This window comes from Mannheimia bovis (genome assembly GCF_014541205.1).
GTDB lineage: Bacteria > Pseudomonadota > Gammaproteobacteria > Enterobacterales > Pasteurellaceae > Mannheimia > Mannheimia bovis.
In genome coordinates this window covers 1,350,410-1,369,445 of record NZ_CP061280.1, presented here as the reverse complement: position 1 = coordinate 1,369,445, position 19,036 = coordinate 1,350,410, and the positions used below count along the sequence as shown (strand labels likewise).

Annotated in this window: 12 protein-coding genes; 2 read left to right on the top strand and 10 right to left on the bottom strand. The window is 40.3% G+C overall.

Features of this window, described 5'->3' with window-relative positions; genetic code table 11:
• Positions 1 to 36: 36 nt before the first annotated feature.
• Both ICJ55_RS06770 and ICJ55_RS06765 read right to left on the bottom strand, forming a co-directional pair.
• Positions 37 to 834 (bottom strand): ABC transporter ATP-binding protein, encoded by a 798-nt coding sequence (locus ICJ55_RS06770; protein WP_188156121.1) that lies wholly within the window; start codon positions 832 to 834, stop codon positions 37 to 39.
• 1 nt (position 835) lies between these two features.
• Positions 836 to 1,768 (bottom strand): ABC transporter permease, encoded by a 933-nt coding sequence (locus ICJ55_RS06765; protein WP_188156120.1) that lies wholly within the window; start codon positions 1,766 to 1,768, stop codon positions 836 to 838.
• 252 nt (positions 1,769 to 2,020) lie between these two features.
• Between ICJ55_RS06765 and ycaO the strand changes: the two genes are divergently transcribed.
• Together ycaO and cmoB are read left to right on the top strand one after the other, a co-directional pair.
• Positions 2,021 to 3,784: a 30S ribosomal protein S12 methylthiotransferase accessory factor YcaO gene (gene ycaO, locus ICJ55_RS06760; protein ID WP_188156119.1), complete on the top strand. Its 1,764-nt coding sequence runs from the start codon at positions 2,021 to 2,023 to the stop codon at positions 3,782 to 3,784.
• Between the two features lie 60 nt (positions 3,785 to 3,844).
• Positions 3,845 to 4,807 (top strand): tRNA 5-methoxyuridine(34)/uridine 5-oxyacetic acid(34) synthase CmoB, encoded by a 963-nt coding sequence (cmoB, locus tag ICJ55_RS06755; RefSeq protein ID WP_188156118.1) that lies wholly within the window; start codon positions 3,845 to 3,847, stop codon positions 4,805 to 4,807.
• Positions 4,808 to 4,863: 56 nt separating this feature from the next.
• Here the strand turns inward: cmoB and gyrB are convergent, their stop codons facing one another.
• From gyrB to tamB, 8 genes are all read right to left on the bottom strand, one after another.
• Positions 4,864 to 7,296 carry a DNA topoisomerase (ATP-hydrolyzing) subunit B gene (gene gyrB / locus ICJ55_RS06750; protein ID WP_188156117.1) on the bottom strand — a complete coding sequence of 811 codons (2,433 nt, stop codon included), beginning with the start codon at positions 7,294 to 7,296 and terminating at the stop codon, positions 4,864 to 4,866.
• Between the two features lie 170 nt (positions 7,297 to 7,466).
• Positions 7,467 to 8,342, bottom strand: a complete 876-nt coding sequence (gene ubiA, locus ICJ55_RS06745) for a 4-hydroxybenzoate octaprenyltransferase (protein WP_188156116.1) — start codon at positions 8,340 to 8,342, stop codon at positions 7,467 to 7,469.
• Positions 8,335 to 9,096, bottom strand: coding sequence for a DeoR/GlpR family transcriptional regulator (locus tag ICJ55_RS06740; protein ID WP_188156115.1), 762 nt, complete (start codon positions 9,094 to 9,096; stop codon positions 8,335 to 8,337). Before ICJ55_RS06740 ends, ubiA begins: the two co-directional genes overlap by 8 nt.
• A gap of 66 nt (positions 9,097 to 9,162) precedes the next feature.
• Positions 9,163 to 10,530 (bottom strand): adenylosuccinate lyase, encoded by a 1,368-nt coding sequence (gene purB / locus ICJ55_RS06735; protein ID WP_188156114.1) that lies wholly within the window; start codon positions 10,528 to 10,530, stop codon positions 9,163 to 9,165.
• 33 nt (positions 10,531 to 10,563) lie between these two features.
• Positions 10,564 to 11,193 (bottom strand): high frequency lysogenization protein HflD, encoded by a 630-nt coding sequence (hflD, locus tag ICJ55_RS06730; RefSeq protein WP_188156113.1) that lies wholly within the window; start codon positions 11,191 to 11,193, stop codon positions 10,564 to 10,566.
• Positions 11,194 to 11,309: 116 nt separating this feature from the next.
• A complete protein-coding gene (gene cydC / locus ICJ55_RS06725; protein WP_188156112.1) occupies positions 11,310 to 12,974 on the bottom strand; it encodes a heme ABC transporter ATP-binding protein/permease CydC in 1,665 nt (554 codons plus the stop codon).
• Positions 12,974 to 14,740, bottom strand: a complete 1,767-nt coding sequence (gene cydD, locus ICJ55_RS06720; protein ID WP_188156111.1) for a heme ABC transporter permease/ATP-binding protein CydD — start codon at positions 14,738 to 14,740, stop codon at positions 12,974 to 12,976. Before cydD ends, cydC begins: the two co-directional genes overlap by 1 nt.
• Before the next feature lie 101 nt (positions 14,741 to 14,841).
• Positions 14,842 to 18,939: an autotransporter assembly complex protein TamB gene (gene tamB / locus ICJ55_RS06715; protein WP_188156110.1), complete on the bottom strand. Its 4,098-nt coding sequence runs from the start codon at positions 18,937 to 18,939 to the stop codon at positions 14,842 to 14,844.
• Between the last annotated feature and the right edge of the window lie 97 nt (positions 18,940 to 19,036).

Here is a 19,036-nt window from a genome sequence, read left to right as displayed (position 1 = left end):
AAAGAGAATTCCATTTTTCCGATCTATATCGAAAAATTAATTTCCTAACAGTAATCCATCATCGCTAAGTTGTTCGTGGCGATTTTGTTGGAATAGTCGTAGTAAATCCGGCACGTCCATTTGCTTACGCTGTTCTCCCGAAACATCAAAAGCCACTTGCCCTTGATGAAGCATTACAGTTCTATCACCGTAATCTAACGCTTGTCGCATTGAGTGCGTTACCATTAGCGTAGTTAATTTTTGCTCTCGAACAATTTTATTCGTTAGCTCCATCACAAAATCAGTGGTTTTAGGATCAAGGGCTGCGGTGTGTTCATCGAGTAATAAAATATTGGAAGGCTGAAGCGATGCCATTAAAAGGCTTACAGCTTGGCGTTGTCCGCCTGATAATCTTCCCATTTGGTCGGTGAGACGATTTTCCAAACCTAAACCAAGCAGCGAAAGTTTTTCCTTGAACAGCTCTCGCATTTGGCGTTTAATCGCAAAGCCCAAGCCTCGCTTGCTACCACGCTGATACGCCAACGCCATATTTTCTTCAATAGTTAAACTTTCGCAGGTGCCAGCCATTGGGTCTTGGAATACTCGAGCAACTTGATTTGCTCTCTGCCACGTTGTGGTGTTATTGACTTTATTGCCTTGAATAATAATCTCGCCGCTATCAACTAAGCAGTCGCCACTAATCGCATTGAGCATTGTCGATTTACCAGCCCCGTTGCTGCCAATTACAGACACAAATTCGCCTTGTTCTACTTTTAGCGATAAGCCTCGCAGTACAGGGTTTTCAATCGCTGTGCCTTTATTGAAGGTAATGAATAAGTTATGTAATTCGATCATTTTAACCTCTCTTACCTGCCAATATCTGCTTAATTCTCGGCACTGCCAACACAATCACAACCAATAACGCCGTGATTAAGTTAAGATCTTGTGGACCAAAGCCAATGCCATTTAAAGTATCATTATTTAACGCAAGAGCAATGAAGAAACGGTAAAGCACCGAACCAATAATCACGGCAAAAGTGAGCCAGATAATCCGTTTAACCGAGAAAATTGCCTCGCCGATAATCACCGCCGCCAAGCCGATAACAATAGTGCCGACACCGATAGAAATATCCACCCCGCCATTGCTCTGCACATATAATGCACCGCCCAACGCTATTAATGCATTAGAAATCGCCATTCCTAAAATCGTCATTTTGTTTACCGCAATGCCCTGTGCTTTTGCCATACGATTGTTTGTACCGGTGGCTCGCACCGCTAAACCGATTTGGGTAGCGAAGAAAAGGTCAAACAAACATTTCACAATCACGACTACCAGCAATGCCATTACAAGGCGAACTAAAGCTAATTGCAGATCACTTTCGATTGGCATTACATCATAAATTGTGGTTTCACCAAGAATAGCAATGTTCGGCATTCCCATAATGCGTAAATTAATGGAATAGAGGGCGATCATCATCAAGATGCTGGCAAGCAATTTCTCAATTTTAAAACCAATATGCAGACTTGCCGTAATCATACCGGCAATTGCCCCTGCTAAAGTGCCATACAGTGTTGCCAGCCAAGGATCTACTTGATTTAAAATGCTAATTACACAAACCGCTCCCCCCAGTGGAAAGCTACCATCCGCCGTTAAATCAGGGAAATCAAGAATTTTGTAGGAAATTAATACGCCCAGTGCGACAAGGGCATAAATTAAGCCAAGTTCTAACGCACCAATCCAAGTGATATTCGTTAAAAAGGCACTTAAAAAATGAATAATAGCGTCCATTTGTAATGTTATTATGATTAATTGCTCGAGAAATGCACTACTATAATAGTACAAAATTTAGGAGGCATTTTACGCTATTTTTAAGAGAAAATCAGCTAATTATTTGTTATTTGCTTTTGCAAATTTTCAAACAAAATGAACCGCTTGTTATTGTGCAGAATTCTCACTTTTTAGTATTTAAGAATTAATCACCCCATTTCCATAATTTTTTGCTAGAATAGTGCCATTTTTAATGCAAATTAATGGTAAATTATGACTGAACAAACTTTTATCACAGGTAAAGATGCTGCACTTGAGGACAGTATCACAACCTTTCAACATAAATTAAAAACACTTGGCTTTAATATTGAAGAAGCCTCTTGGTTAAACCCTGTGCCGAATGTGTGGTCGGTGCATATTCGTGATGTAGATTGCCCGCAATGTTTTACTAACGGTAAAGGGGCAAGCAAAAAAGCGGCATTAGCTTCTGCTTTAGGGGAATATTTTGAGCGTTTATCCAGCAACTATTTCTGGGCGGATTTCTATTTAGGTGAGGAATTAGCCAATGCTGATTTCGTGCATTATCCAACTGAAAAATGGTTCCCGATTGAAGATGAAGATGTACCACCACCGGAAATGATGGACGATTTCCTTTGGGAATATTTTGATCCAAACGGTGAGCTTACCCCTGAATTATTAGTTGATTTACAATCGGGTAATTATGATCGAGGGATCGTTACCTTGCCTTACGTTCGTCAATCAGACAATGAAACCGTTTACATTCCGCAAAGCATTATCGGCAACTTATTCGTTTCTAACGGTATGTCAGCAGGTAATACAAAAAACGAAGCTCGTGTACAGGGTTTATCGGAAGTGTTTGAACGTTTCGTGAAACACCGCATTATCACTGAAGCGATCAGCTTACCTGAAATTCCACAAGATGTGATTGATGGCTACCCGACCATCAAAGCCGCTATCGAAAAATTAGAGCAAGAAGGCTTCCCAATTCTTTGCTACGATGCCTCTTTAGGTGGCGAGTTCCCGGTAATTTGTGTGATTTTATTGAACCCACACAACGGGACTTGCTTCGCCTCTTTTGGTGCTCACCCGAACTTCCAAGTGGCATTTGAGCGTACTGTTACTGAGTTATTACAAGGTCGTAGCTTAAAAGATTTAGATGTGTTCGCCCCACCATCTTTCAATAATGAAGATGTGGCTGATCACGCTAACCTTGAAACTCACTTTATCGACTCAAGCGGTCTAATTTCGTGGGATCTTTTCAAACGTGATGCGGACTACCCGTTTGTGCATTGGGATTTCTCAGGCACAACCGAACAAGAATTCAATAGTATGATGGCGATTTTCAACAAACATAATCAGCCTGTCTATATTATGGATTACGAACATTTAGGCGTGTATGCGTGCCGTATTTTAGCTCCGGGAATGTCTAATATTTACCCAAGCGATGATCTAATTTATGCCAACAACAATATGGGTATGGATTGGCGTGAAATCTTGTTAGATTTACCACATTTCCATCACGATACCGAAACTTATCAAGAATTACTAGATGAGCTAGACGAGCAAAGCATTGATGATTTAACCCGTGTGCGTGAGTTTATCGGAGTGGTTGCAGAAAAAGGTTCAGCGATGCAAACCTTGCGTATCGGTGAGCTAAAATCAATGCTTCACTTAGCACTTGGCAACTTAGAGCAAGCATTGGATTGGGCGAACTGGACGGCAAATATGAACGCCAGCGTGTTCACCGCAGAACGTAATAACTACTACCGCTGTTTAATCAGTACCATTGAGTTATTCCTTGATGAAAATCGTGAGCCTGAACAATACCGCCGTGTATTTGAGAAAATGTATGGTGTTGAGGCAGTAGAATTTGCCTGGAACGCCGTGCAAGGCGGTAATCCGTTTAATGGTTTAACCGCTTCTGATGAAACGCTTGAAAATATGATCGCTCACCAGAAATTACTCAACGCTTACCGCAAGGTGCAAAAAGCGAAAGTAAATCCGATTGCGAGATAATTTATAACCTCTCTCCCATAAAGGGAGAGAGTGATTTCCCTAATAACAAGTTTAATTCTAATGATCGACTTCCGTCCTTTTTATCAACAAATTGCAACCACTTCCCTCTCTGCTTGGCTTGAAACCTTACCCTTGCAATTAAAACAATGGGAAAAAACGACCCACGCTGATTATGCAAAATGGGCAAAAGTTGCAGATTTTTTACCAAATTCGACCGCTTGTATTAACTTAAAAGATAAGGTGGAATCTATTCCTACTCAGCCGTTATCTGAGGGAGAAATCAAGCAAATTACCCATCACTTAAAACAACTTATGCCGTGGCGTAAAGGTCCATACCACTTACACGGTATTCACATCGACACTGAATGGCGATCAGATTTTAAATGGGATCGTGTGTTGCCGCATTTATCTCCGCTTGAAGGAAGAACGATTTTAGACGTTGGTTGTGGCAGCGGCTATCATATGTGGCGAATGGTAGGCGAAGGTGCAAAAATGGTGGTAGGAATTGACCCTACCGAGCTTTTCCTCTGCCAATTTGAAGCCGTGAGAAAAATGCTCGGTAACGACCGCCGAGCCAATCTCATTCCGCTAGGGATCGAACAAATGCAACCGCTTGCGGCTTTTGATACTGTGTTTTCAATGGGTGTACTTTATCATCGAAAATCGCCACTTGATCATCTTTCACAACTCAAAGCCCAGCTGGTAAAAGGCGGAGAGTTAGTGTTGGAAACCCTAGTGATTGATGGCGATGTGAATGATGTTCTTGTGCCAGCTGATCGCTATGCCAAAATGAAAAATGTTTATTTCATTCCTTCTGTACCGGCTCTGATTAATTGGTTAGAAAAAGTGGGCTTTAAAAATGTACGTTGCGTAGATGAAGCGGTAACTACCCTCGAAGAACAACGAAAAACCGATTGGTTGGAAAATGAAAGTTTGGCGGATTTTTTAGATCCGAACGATCACACTAAAACTATCGAAGGTTATCCTGCTCCGAAAAGAGCTGTGATTTTAGCGAATGCTTAATTCATTACAAGCGGTTAAAAAATCCTCTATTTTACAATAGAGGATTTTTTTATAAATTAAATATCTAACTGTGCATATAACGCATTGCTTTCAATGAAATCTCGACGAGGTTCTACTTCATCGCCCATTAGCGTGCTGAACAATTTATCAGCGGCAATCGCATCAGTAATATTCACTTGCAACATTTTGCGTGCTACAGGATCCATCGTGGTTTCCCATAACTGTTCTGGGTTCATCTCACCTAACCCTTTATAACGTTGAATGGTTAAACCTTTACGGGATTCTTTCACTAACCAATCCAAAGCCTCTGCAAAACTGCTGATTTCTTGGCGGCGTTCGCCACGCACCACATAGGCAGAATCTGAGAGTAAATCATTTAACTCATTGCCTAATGCGACAATACGGGCATATTCATTGCTGCTGATGAAATTGAAATCTAAGCGGTAGGTTGTATCCATACCGTGAGTAGTTACCACAATTTCAGCCTCATAGATTTGGCGCTCTTCATTAAACACCGTCCCCGCACGATAGAAACTACCACCCACTTCTTTTTCCATTAATTTAGCCACAAACTGCTCGCTCCAAGCGGTCATATTGGCTTGATTTTTTGCAAATTCTGCTGATAACGCAGGTGAATAAATCAACTCGTTTAACAATAATGTTGGGTAACGGCGGCTTAAACGCTCAATTAATTTCTGTACGTTGTTGTACTGCGAAATCAGATTTTCCAACGCCACACCACTTAATGCCGGTGCATCATTGCTCACATACAAGCCTGCACCTTCAAGTGCGATATCAATTTCATATTGAGACATTTCATCGTTATCTTGAATATAACGCTCTTGTTTACCTTTTTTCACTTTATAGAGTGGCGGCTGTGCGATATAGATATAGCCGTTTTCAATTAGCTCAGGCATTTGACGATAGAAGAAGGTCAATAAAAGTGTACGAATATGTGCACCATCCACGTCCGCATCGGTCATAATAATGATTTTATGGTAGCGTAATTTTTCAAGATTATAGTCATCACGCCCAATGCCTGTGCCTAATGCGGTGATCAAGGTTGCGACTTCTTGTGAAGAAAGCATTTTATCAAAACGGGCTTTTTCTACGTTTAGGATTTTACCTTTTAACGGCAGAATCGCTTGGTTTTTACGGTCACGACCTTGTTTTGCCGATCCACCCGCAGAGTCCCCCTCCACCAAGTAAAGCTCAGATAAAGCCGGATCTTTTTCCTGACAGTCCGCCAATTTACCCGGTAAACCGCCTAAATCTAATGCACCTTTACGGCGGGTCATTTCTCGGGCTTTACGAGCAGCCTCTCTCGCACGAGCTGCATCAATAATTTTGGTCACGATATTTTTAGCATCGTCCGGATTTTCTGCTAAATATTCGGCTAGGGCTTCGTTCATCGAACTTTCAACTGCCCCACGCACTTCAGACGAAACTAATTTATCTTTAGTTTGTGATGAGAATTTTGGATCCGGTACTTTTACAGAGATCACCGCCACCAAACCTTCACGTGCATCATCACCTGAGGCATCAATGTTCGCATCGGCTTTTTTCAACACACCGCTGTTATCCATATAGTTTTTTAAAGCACGGGTTAAAGCACCACGGAAACCGGCTAAGTGCGTACCGCCATCACGTTGTGGAATATTGTTAGTAAAACAGTACACATTCTCGTTGTAGCTGTCATTCCATTGCAATGAAATTTCAACACCAATACCGTCTTTTTCGGTTGAAAGGTAGAATGGCGTATTATGAATGTGAGTTTTGCCTTCGTTCAAATATTCCACATAGGCTTTGATACCACCTTCATATTTGAAATGTTCCTCTTTGCCATCACGCTCATCAATTAATTTGATCGACACGCCTGAGTTTAGGAAAGACAATTCACGCAAGCGTTTAGATAAGATTTTGTATTCAAATTCGGTTTTATTTTTGAAGATATCAAGACTTGGCCAGAAACGAACGCTCGTCCCTGTTTTTTCAGTATTACCAATTACCGCTAACGGTGCATCAGGCTCACCGAGACTATAAAATTGCTCGTGAACGTGTCCTTCACGACGAATGGTAAGTTGTAATTTGGAAGAAAGTGCGTTTACAACCGATACCCCTACACCGTGCAATCCGCCCGATACTTTATAAGAGTTATCGTCAAATTTACCGCCGGCGTGAAGTACCGTCATAATCACTTCAGCTGCCGAGACGCCCTCTTCAGGGTGAATACCAACAGGAATACCACGACCATCATCTTGTACAGAAACTGAATTATCGGAGTGAATAGTCACAATAATGTCTTTACAATGCCCTGCTAATGCCTCATCAATCGCATTATCCACAACTTCAAACACCATATGGTGTAAGCCTGTGCCGTCGTCCGTATCGCCAATATACATTCCAGGGCGTTTACGCACGGCATCTAAGCCGCGTAATACCTTAATACTGGAAGAATCATAACTGGTTGGTTGAGTTTGTTCAGACATTGTTATTCCTACTAATTTAAAATCGAAAAAATTGTGTCGATTATAGCAGAAAAATGCTCAAATGTATCGCAAAACAAGCGGTTAAATTTCAGTTGGAATTTGCAAATTTCCCCCTAAATTTAACCGCTTATAGATAAACAAATCAGAGCAAACTATTGCCCCAACACTGACTAGAAATAAATCCCGACTAAAATTGCAATAAACACACCTAATCCAAAATAGTGATTATTTAAAAAGGCTTTGAAGCATTCGCTGCGTTCTCGTTTTTTAGTGAGCCAACATTGGTAGATAAACAATGTTGCACTTAATGCTAATACGATGAAATAACCAATATTATACGCCTGTACAATGCCGATTAACGTCAATAATATCAAGGTAATAAACTGCAATAAGGCTATGATTTTATTATCATATTGTGCGAACAAAATCGCAGTGGATTTTACCCCAATACGCAGATCGTCATCACGATCCACCATTGCATATTGGGTATCATACGCCACTGTCCAGACGAGATTTGCCAAAAAGAGTAACCAGCATTCAAGTGGAAGGGCTTCACTTACCGCTCCAAACGCCATTGGAATTGACCAGCCAAACGCCATTCCTAAAACCACTTGCGGCAAATGAGTAAAGCGTTTCATAAACGGATAAATCACCGCTAAAAATACCGCAACAAACGAAAGCAAAAAGGCGTAACGGTTGAGCAACAAATCCAGCCCAAATGCCATTAGTAACAAAATCGCAAAAATGATTTTCGCCTCAGTCGTTGAAACTCGCCCTGTAGCGAGCGGGCGTTGCGAAGTACGTTTGACGTGTCCGTCAATCTCTCTATCTGCATAATCATTAATCACACAACCTGCCGCACGCATTACAATTACACCAAGTGTAAAAATCAGCAAAATAGAAAGCGGCGGCATTCCGTCAGATGCCACAAATAACGCCCATAACGTTGGGTGAAGTAATAACAATGTGCCAATAGGCTTGTCGAACCGCATTAATTGGGCGTATGCCGTCCATTTTTGTTTAGAGAAAAAACTGCCTTTATTCATTACAAATTTTAACGATAACGTCTGATTGACTTAAATGTGTTTGTAATTCTAACGGCAAATCCTTATCTGTAAACAAATAATTTACTTCTTTAACATTTCCCAAACGAACAATCGCATTACGGCTGAATTTTGAGTGATCGGTAACCAGTAAAACCTGTCTGGAACACTCCATTAACGCTCTTTTTACCTGTACTTCGTGATAATCATAATCCAGCATTGAGCCGTCTAAATCTACCGCACTAATGCCTAATACGCCGAAATCTAAACGGAATTGATTGATAAAACGCACCGTTTCTTCGCCAATTAATCCACCATCGCTTCGTAAATTCCCTCCTGCAACGGTAATTTGGCAATCCGGATTTTTCATTAAAATATGTGCTGCATTCAGATTATTGGTTACTACTTTTAAATTTTTATGTGAAAGTAGTGCCAATGCAACAGCTTCTGATGTTGTACCGATATCTAAAAATACAGATGCTCCGTTCGGAATAAGTTTTGCGACTTGCTGAGCAATTGCATTCTTCTCTTGGGAGAAAAATTGCTTGCGGTGTGTATAATCACTATTTTCGGTATTAGAAGGGGCGGCTGCACCACCGTGATGACGGCGGATAAGGTTATTTTCAGCCATTTCATTTAAATCACGGCGAATTGTTTGTGGGCTAACATCCATCTGAGCCACCAGCTCTTCCGTGCTGACATAACCAAGCTGATTAACCAGCTCAATAATTCTTTTATGTCTATTTGCCTGTTTCATATTGTTTCCTTTGCAAAAAACGATCAGAAAAAGACCGCTTGCAAGCGGTCTTTTTTGAGTTAAATTTTACAACTTATCAACGAGCTCGACAGCATAGCCGATATAGGTTGCCGGTGTCATCTCTTTCAAGCGAGCTTTCTCATTTTCAGGAATGTCCAACTTCTCAATGAACTCACGCATTGCCGTTTCATCAACACGTTTACCACGCGTTAATTCTTTCAGCTTCTCGTACGGTTTTTCAATACCGTAACGACGCATCACCGTTTGAATTGGCTCAGCAAGCACTTCCCAGTTTTGGTTGAGTTCATCACGTAAATGCTGCTCGTTCACCTCTAATTTGCTAATGCCTTTCAAGGTTGAGGCATAAGCAATTAACGCATAGCCTAAACCTACGCCTAAATTACGTAACACTGTTGAATCGGTTAAATCACGCTGCCAGCGGGAAATTGGGAGCTTTTGACCTAAGTGAGCCATTACCGCATTTGCCAAGCCTAAGTTACCTTCTGAGTTTTCAAAGTCAATCGGGTTCACTTTATGCGGCATTGTGCTTGAGCCGATTTCACCTGCAACAGTGCGTTGTTTGAAGTGATTTAACGCAATGTAACCCCACATATCACGGTCGAAGTCGATGATGATAGTGTTAAAACGTGCAACACAATCAAAAAACTCTGCAATGTAATCGTGCGGTTCAATTTGAGTGGTATACGGATTCCAAGTTACGCCTAAAGATTCTACAAATTCTTGGCTGAAAGTATGCCAATCAACTTCAGGATAAGCCGATAAATGAGCATTGTAGTTACCTACTGCACCATTAATTTTCGCTAAAATCTCTAAATTTTCTAACTGTTTATATTGACGTTGTAAACGATACGCTACATTTGCCATCTCTTTACCCATCGTTGTTGGGCTTGCCGGCTGACCGTGAGTACGTGAAAGTAACGGAATATGTTGATAACGTTTTGCAAGCTCCACTACTGCATCAATCACTTTTTTCCATTCAGGTAATAATACCTCTTCACGTGCGGTTTTTAGCATTAATGCGTGCGAAGTATTATTAATGTCTTCCGAAGTACAGGCAAAATGAATAAATTCATTTACCGCTTGTAACTCAGGTAAAACTTCACATTTCTCTTTTAAGAAATACTCAACTGCTTTTACATCGTGGTTGGTGGTACGCTCGATGGTTTTGATACGATTTGCATCTTCCAACGAGAAATTTGCCACAATTTGGTTTAAGTAATCGTTTGCTTTTTCTGAAAAAGCAGGAACTTCCTTGATTTGTGCGTGAGATGCCAATTTCTGTAACCAGCGAACCTCAACCTCTACACGGAATTTTAATAATCCGAATTCACTAAAAATTGGACGAAGGCTGGTTACCTTATCTTGATAACGTCCATCAATTGGGGATAACGCAGTTAAAGCAGTAAGTTCCATTGTTTAATGTTCTCCAAAGTAATAAATGTTCGGTTAAATTTGACGATAAAGCTGTTGAGCTTGATTGAAAATTTTCTTGCGGGAAAATAAAAATTGCCAACGGCTGCCGCCCACTTGTTGCCATAAAATTGCGGCACGAATTCCCGCAAGAAGTGAAGCTCGAATTTTATGTTGAATATCAGGGCGAACCAAGTAATCTTGCATTCCCACCACGTGAATTTTCGTGCCTAACGGGCTGATAATATCACTATAAATTGCGGCTAAATTAGCAATCATCTGATCGGCTAAAACATCATCTTCATATAACGACAATTGGCGTTCAATTTGTTGCAAACGTTGAGCAAGTTGCTGTTTGGCTTCAGGGGTTTTATCCAGTTTTTGACTCAGTGCAATCAGGCTTATCCAATAACGCCCGACTTCAGTATCTAGCTTACCATTGCCACCACCTGTTTGAGATAATGCCGTTTCCAACCCCATTTTGAGATGAGAAAGGTCATCGCCAAATACACTTAGCGTAGATTCAGGTTGCGTAACTAATAAGCTACGAATAGATTGCCTAAACATATCTCTATCTGCCGTGCCTTTATGTGCAAATTGCTGCACTAAATTCGCCGCTTGGCATACGCCCGCATACGCAATCGTAATATCGTGATAATCCGCCATTTTTCTAAAGTCAGTCTCTATTTAAAAATTACTGGTGAATATAGCATTTTTTAGCTTTCTTTTGAATGGTAAAAGGCATTTATCGAAAGAAAAAGATAAATGCTTTTGACCTTAACTTAATTCAACAACTTTCCATTATCCATTCGATAAATCACATCAAATTTATCTAAGCCACTTTGTCTATGGGTAATCATCAATAACGTTCGGTCTGCACAATGCGTTAGAATGAGATTTAAGATCAACTGTTCTGTTTCCCGATCCAGCCCTTCGGTCGGTTCGTCTAACAAGACTAATTCTGCTGAACTTAACAGTAAACGGGCAAGCCCTAAGCGGCGTTGTTCTCCCCCTGAAAGCGGTCTGCCGCCTTCGCCGAGCCAAAGTTTTAACCCTTCGGTTTCAAGTAAGTAGCCTAAGCCGACTTTTTGCACGACGTCAATCATTTGCTCATCGGTGGCTGTTGCGTTTCCCATTAATAAATTATCACGCAACGTTTGGCTGAAAATATGCACACGCTGGCTTAAGGTAACTAATTTTGAACGCAAAATATTTTCCGAAAAATCTTCAATTTTGCAATTATTTAGCCAAATTTGACCGCTTGTTGGGCTGTAATTGCGGTTTAACAGTTGAAAAATGGTCGATTTTCCGCTTCCTGTTTTGCCTAAAATAGCCACTTTTTGTCCTTTTAGCACGTCTAAAGACAGATTATTTAAGACCTGCTGCTCGCCATTATAAGCAAAATTGACATTTTCAAAACGTACAAGCGGTTGATTTTTCGCTAAATTTTGCCATTGTGCCGCTCCATTAAATTGTACACTTGGTTGCTGTTCGGTAATTTCATTAATGCGTTCTGCGGCAGTTATGACCTGACCTAGATGTAAAAATGCAATGCCAATTGGGCTAAGAATTTCAGCTGATGCCATTACACAGAAAACAACCAATGCAATTAAGGCTTCAGGGTATTTCGCTGTAGGCACATTAATTGCGGTGGAAACTAAATAGATGACCACACAAGTCAACATACCGTTTGAAAGTATTAATAAGCTATTCGATAACCCCGAAAGTCTGCTCTCTTTGCTTTGTGCGTTGAGCCATTGGCGTTCGGTACTCTGTAATTTTTCACTTGCTTGATTTAAATTGCCGAATAATAAAAATTCAGCATTCAGTTGAACCCACTCAATAAATTGACTGCGATAATTTGCTCGATTTTGTATTGCCTTTCGCCCTAACTTCAGCCCTAAACGGTAAAACACCGTCGGGATAACAATTAGCAACGCCAATAGCGTACCACAAATAATCAGCATTAATGGCACGGAAACAAATGACAAACCAATTGCCATAAATAGGATAATCATTACCGCACTCACAAACGGTGAGATGAGGTTGAGATAAAGCGTATCTAACGTATCAACATCAGCCACTAAGCGGTTCAACAATTCACTATTTCTAAAACGGTTTAAACCACTTGGGCTAAGAGGAATTAACTTTTTAAATACACTCACACGCAAGTTTGCCAATACACGGAAGGTTGCATCGTGCGTAACCAGTTTTTCAAAATAGCGTGAAGCGGTACGGAAAATAGCTAAACCTCTTACCCCTCCAGCAGGGTAAAAGAAATTAAAAATAATCGCATTAGCCGCTAAAAAAGAAGCCGCTAAAAACCAACCTGATAGGCTTAATAAACCAATACTTGCCGCTAAACCTAAAATTGCCAGTACAATACCTAATAACAAACGCCCAAAATGAGTTTGATAGAGAGAAAAGAATGGGAACAATGATTTCATTAGATTTCTCCCTGATGAACTAATTCATTACGCAATAATTCGGCAAAAAAGCCTGTATGTTCTAATTCGCTAAAGCTACCTTTCTGGATAATTTGCCCTTGTTTCATTACCCAAATTTCATCGCATTGAGTTAAATCTTCTACACGGTGGGTAATCATTAAAGTTGTTTGCTCTCGACTTAAATGGTGCAATGCTTCCAATACTTGCTGCTCGGAATCCATATCTAAGCTCGCCGTTGGTTCATCAAGTAACAATAATTCATAAGGTCGTAATAAAGCTCTGGCAATGGCAATACGCTGTGCTTGCCCACCTGAAATGCCGATATTACTGTCTTGCACTTGATGTTCCAAACCTAAACGCTCCACAAATTCATCTGCTTTAGATAAACGTAAGGCTCTAGTCATTTCGCCATCTGTAGCCGTTGTATTACCCAGTAAAATATTCTCTTTCAAGCTACCACGCATTAATTGCGGATTTTGCCCAACCCACGCTAATTTCGCTCGCCATTCGGTTAAATTCAGTTCACGCAATTCCGCACCATTAATTTTAACCGAGCCTTCATAAGGCAAGAAGCCGAGTAACATATTCATTAACGAACTCTTTCCTGCTCCACTTTGTCCAACTAAAGCAATATGTTGATGTGGTGTTATTTTGAAATTCAGCGGTTGTGTTAAAACTTTGCCTTGAGGCGAGAGAATTACACACTCTTGAGTTTCAATCACAAGCGGTTGATTTTTAATAGATTTTTGCACATTATTCGATTGTATTTTCACTTCTTCTTTTAAGAAAGTTTCTATACTATCTGCCGCACCAATTGCGGCTGCTTTATCGTGGTAAAACACACCCAATTCACGCATAGGCTGATAAAATTCAGGGGCTAACATCAAACAGAAAAAGCCAATAAATAAGCTAACGCCTGTGCCATAATAACCAAAATCTAACTCGCCTAAGAAGATAAAACCGAAATAAACTGCCATCACTGCAATCGATATAGAGGTAAAAAACTCTAATACCGCCGACGATAAAAATGCCATTTTTAACACGTCCATCGTACTGGTGCGGAAGTCTTCCGTACTTTGGTAAATTTGTTCGGTTTGTTTTTCGGCTTGTCCAAATAAACGAATAGTTTCTAAACCTTTCAATTTATCTAAGAATTGTCCGCTAATGCGAGAAAGAATACCGATATTGCGTTGATTTGCCTCGACTGCTTTCATTCCTGCTAAAATCATAAATAGAGGCAATAGCGGCATAGTTGAAAACAGAATGACGCCAGCAGCCCAGTTAATAGGAAAGACAAAACAGAGGATTACAAGCGGTATAATTAATGATAAAAATTGCTGCGGCAAATAGCGAGCATAGAAATTGTGTAGGTTTTCTACTTGCTCCAACATTAACGTAGCCCAACTCCCCGCAGGCTTTTGTTGTAAGCTCATTGGTCCAACTGCTTCCATTTTCGCTAAAATTTGCTGGCGAAGGTGTAAACGTAACGTCTGCCCTGCTTTAAAGCCAACACGCTCACGCAGAAAAATCAATAATGCTCTGCCAGCAAAACAGCCGAATAATAAAACAATTTCACTTATAAAAGCATTGGGAGACTGCTTTTCTACAATCATTTTTTGTAGCATTGTTGCCAATAGCCACATCTGCCCAATCATAAATAAACTACTGAATATCCCTAACAGTACGTTTAAGTGCATATATTTTTTAATGACTTTTTGCTGACTTTTAAGCCATTTTTGCAATTCGCGTTGGCGTTGTTTTTCCATAATGTGTAAATTTTTTTACTTTTTCGACCGCTTGTAGATAAAGTTGTCATTTTACTATAAAGCAAAAAGGTTGTTAATGCTCTGACTAACAACCTTTCGAATTAAAATAACTTATCAAATTGGAAGCGGTACATTAAATCTACCGCTTGATTTACGTTAGAAACCCATTGCAAATAAAGCCTTGGGGTTAAATTGTATCTCAATGTCAGCTCGGTTAAAGGAGCAAATACACCTACACCATATTTCACACGGAAGCGAGGAGAGAGACTGGTGCTTACTTCTACTTTGGTATTATCACCAATACCCGCAGTGCTGACGCTGAGATCTTTTAAGCCAAAGGCACTGCCAACATCGCCCACTAATTTACTGCTTTTTGATAAACTCATACTGAGCAAGGCAGCAGCTACCGCATTGCTTGAGCCTGCATCTCCACCACTTTCTAAAGAACGTCCGGTTAAGATGTATGAAAGTGCTTCATTTTGCGACATTGCAGGATCGGAGAACACTTTCACGTTTGGTGCATCTGCCAAGCCTGTTACCCTTACCCCTGCGGTAATGGTTGGATCTTCCATTGCTTCAGGGTTACGAATTGCTTCAATATCCAGTGATGGTTGTGAAGGCGAACCGGCAAAGCTGATCACTCCCTTGCGTATCAGCAAATCTTGCCCATAAGCTGCAAAACGCCCTTCATCTAAACGAACTTGCCCATAAAGCCCTAAGCCTTGTTTGCCTCGACGCACTGAGAGCAATCCGTTTAAATGACTATTCAAACCATACGCTTTGAGCTTAACATCATTACCGATATTGATTTTAATATCCGCATCAATCGCCATTCCGCCCGCCGTTTGATTTGGAATAGTACGTTGATTAAATGGCACTTTGTTCCTTGCTGAACCGTCCATAATCACTTCATCACCACTTACACTAACGGCTTGCTCCGGTAATTGTTCTACTTCAATTCTTGCCCACGGTACATCAATATTACCGCCTAATGTTAAAAGCGTTGGGGTTGCTACCACTTGAATATCAGGACTGATTTCTACTCTTGCTAAGTTCGGGATGTCCACTCTGAAACGATTTGCTTGGGCGTGAACTCTGGTTCTCCACGCATTAATATTTCGCCAATCTGCATCACCGTCTAAGCGTAGCTCACTTTCTTTTGTTTGCAGTCTACCATTTAAGGTAGAGGTTGCACCGTGAAAGTTCATCGCTAAATTACCATCTGTTACATCAAACGGCATCATAACAGAACGTGCTTTTAAGCCCGTTAAATTTAAATTACCGTGTAGCAACGGCGAAGTTGCCTTACCACTTACCGTTAAGCGTGCATTAATTCTGCCATCGACAAAATCACCTCGCTCAAGTAACGGGTGAATGAGCTTTAAGGTTAATTGGTCAATATTGATATTACCCGATAAAGTTCTGGCATTCGTTAAATCTCGCATCACAATGTCAGTTGTCAATGTGCCGTTATTTTCAACTCTTAAATTTGATTTAAGGGCTAAATTGTTATCCGACATTTTCAAATTGATTTTTAACGGCGAAACCGTAAGCGGGAAGGTTTTTCCCCCTTCCATTTTCTGCACAAATTTAATGGAATTGGAAGTGAGATCTAAATTAACCTGTGGCTGTTTATTTTTAAACCACGCAGCATCACCTTTGGCGTTTACAATACCTGAAATTTGGCTGGTATTATCAAGATAATCTTGCAACACCGCTAAGTTAAAATTACGGATATCAAAAGGTACTTTCCCCTCTTGCCCTGCATTAAATGCGGTTGGGAAACAGAGGTGAATTTTCGGGTTTTGCCAGCAGTGGGCAGACACATTAGCATTAATCGCTTTATTGTCATATTTCACATTCACTGCTTTATCCGTTTGGAATCTGCCAAACTCGGTAGATTGAATAGCAACTTGGCTCAACTGCCCTTCCCAAATCTGTTGCAAGCGGTCAAATTTTCCGGAAATTTGCAAATCTGCCCCAGCAGGGTTACCTTTTGAGGTTAACTTCAAGGTGTGATTTGCCTCATTCCCTTTTGCCAATAAGGTAGCACTTTCTACTTTAATGTCATTATAGGCAAATTGGCGTAGCCCTAATTCCACATCGCCTTGAATGGTCTGTTCAGTAGTAATTTTACCTTTTGCGGTTAAATGTTGTAGTTTGAATTGCTCATAACTCACATTGGAAGCAACTAAGTCTAAATCCACATTTGGCTCGGCAAGTTTGCCTGATAATTTCACATTACCATTTATACCCGCTTTTAAATTCGGCACTAAACCTTGTAAATTCGGGGCTTTGATGTCTGCGTAAAAGTCCGATTTTTCGCCTAAAAGTCCTTTTAGATCAATTTTGTTTTCGCCATAAACCAGCGATAACCCCGGCACGTCTAAAAGTTGCTGGTTGTTCGCATTTAAATTCCCTGTTAATTGCAAGTTTTTCTGGTTCAACGATCCTTTAAGATCAATATTTGAAACATCTGCTTTCCAATCTGAGCCGCTATTGCCACGCCCCGCATAACCTTGAGAAGAAAGAGAGCCCGACAATACTGGCGCCCAATCCGGTACTACGGCTTTAGTATTAATATTGTTTAGCTTAAGGTTGGAATTCCACTCGACACCTTCTGTCCAGTCAATTAATCCCGACAGTTGAGCATTACCTTCTAACGCATTCAACAATAAGTCGTGGATAGTAAAATGGGTTAATTCTCCATTACCTTTTAAATCAGCAGAGCTTGGTGGAATGCCCATTCCTTTTGCACTGACTTTTGTAGCCAAATTATAAGCAAGCGGATTACCATTCAGATGAATATCAATATTCTCTAAAACCAATACATCATCGCCTTTTTGCGGTGCGAAAGGATACTTCATTGATTCACTTTTAAGCATCAGATCAAAAGGTGTTTTTGGCGTTGCAAGCTCAATATGCCCCTCTAAATTTGCCTTGATTGCTCCGTCTGTTTTTAGATTAAGCACCGTTTTATCATACAACTCGCCTGAAAGCGTAGCATTAATATGACTAAATGGTAATTTTACTTTGGCATCTTTTGCTTCCATCGCTTCTAACTGCCAATTTAATGGATAATTATCTTTAAGGGAAAGCGTACCCGTTGCGGTAAGATCTCCCTGATCGCTTTTAAAATCCAAACGTTGCAAAGTTACCAGCTGATCTTTCGCTTGTGCTTGAAGCTGTAAAGAATCCACATTGATGAGTGAAATCGGCTCAACTAAGTTACCTTTTCCATCTTGTGCTTTTTGAGCAACCGAAACATTGGCAATATCAATCTGCTCAACGGTTAAATCTAACGGTAAAGAGAGACGAATATTTTTATTTAAAATTGGTTTTTCCAACTGAGCTTTAATCGCCGCCCAATCCACTTTATTATGCGACTGCTGTTCAGCCTCTACGGTTGTTTTCCCTTGTAATTGGTGGAATTCTTCAACCACCTTTTCGCCTGTTTTTTCCACCGCATCTTGAACGACTTGATCCACCGCTTCTTGTGCATTAGCCGGGTTTCTGGTTACTGTAACTTTTGCATTTTTTTCATTAGAATCGACCGCTTGTGTTTTCAGTTCTTCTTCCACTTTTAAAGCTAATAATAGCTTTAAGCCATCTAAGGTAGTAGGCTTAACAATAACCTCTCGCCCTTTACCTGAAATTGCGGTATTAAAATGGTTGAGATGAATATCCATATCATCAATGCTGACATCAATATTCTCTAGTGTGATATTTTTCGCTGAAATACCGAGTGGCAAATTCAGCTCAGTGAAAGGTGTATTATCTTCTTTTTCTTGAGACGGCGGAAGTTGAGTGGTATCAATAACCACTTTAGTGCCCTTCACATTAAAATTGTTTAGGCAGACTTCATACTTAATCAAGCAATTAAAATCGATATGTAAGTCTGCTTGACCGATTTGTACATTAACACCATCAGTAATAAATTGAGTATCAGAAAGTTGTAAACCATCTTGAATACTGCCTTCTACTTTTCCTATCTGCAACGGCTCAACTAATTGATCAACCCACTGAACAGTTTTACGCTGCCCAAAGCCTGTGCATAAAAACAAAGTAAGAGCCAAGAGCAGAATTAAAAAAATGCAAATGCTCCGTTTCAAGAAACGCCATTTTGATGCTGATTTCTTTTTAGGTATTTCTTGTTGCGTTTCTTGGTTATCTATTATTTCTTGTTGTTCAGTCGTCATTTTGAATACTATCGGATAAGAAAAATCATTATTGGTAAAATTTTAGCAAAAATTATTCACAATCCTTGTAAGGATTATTCACAGCTTCGCTATCGCT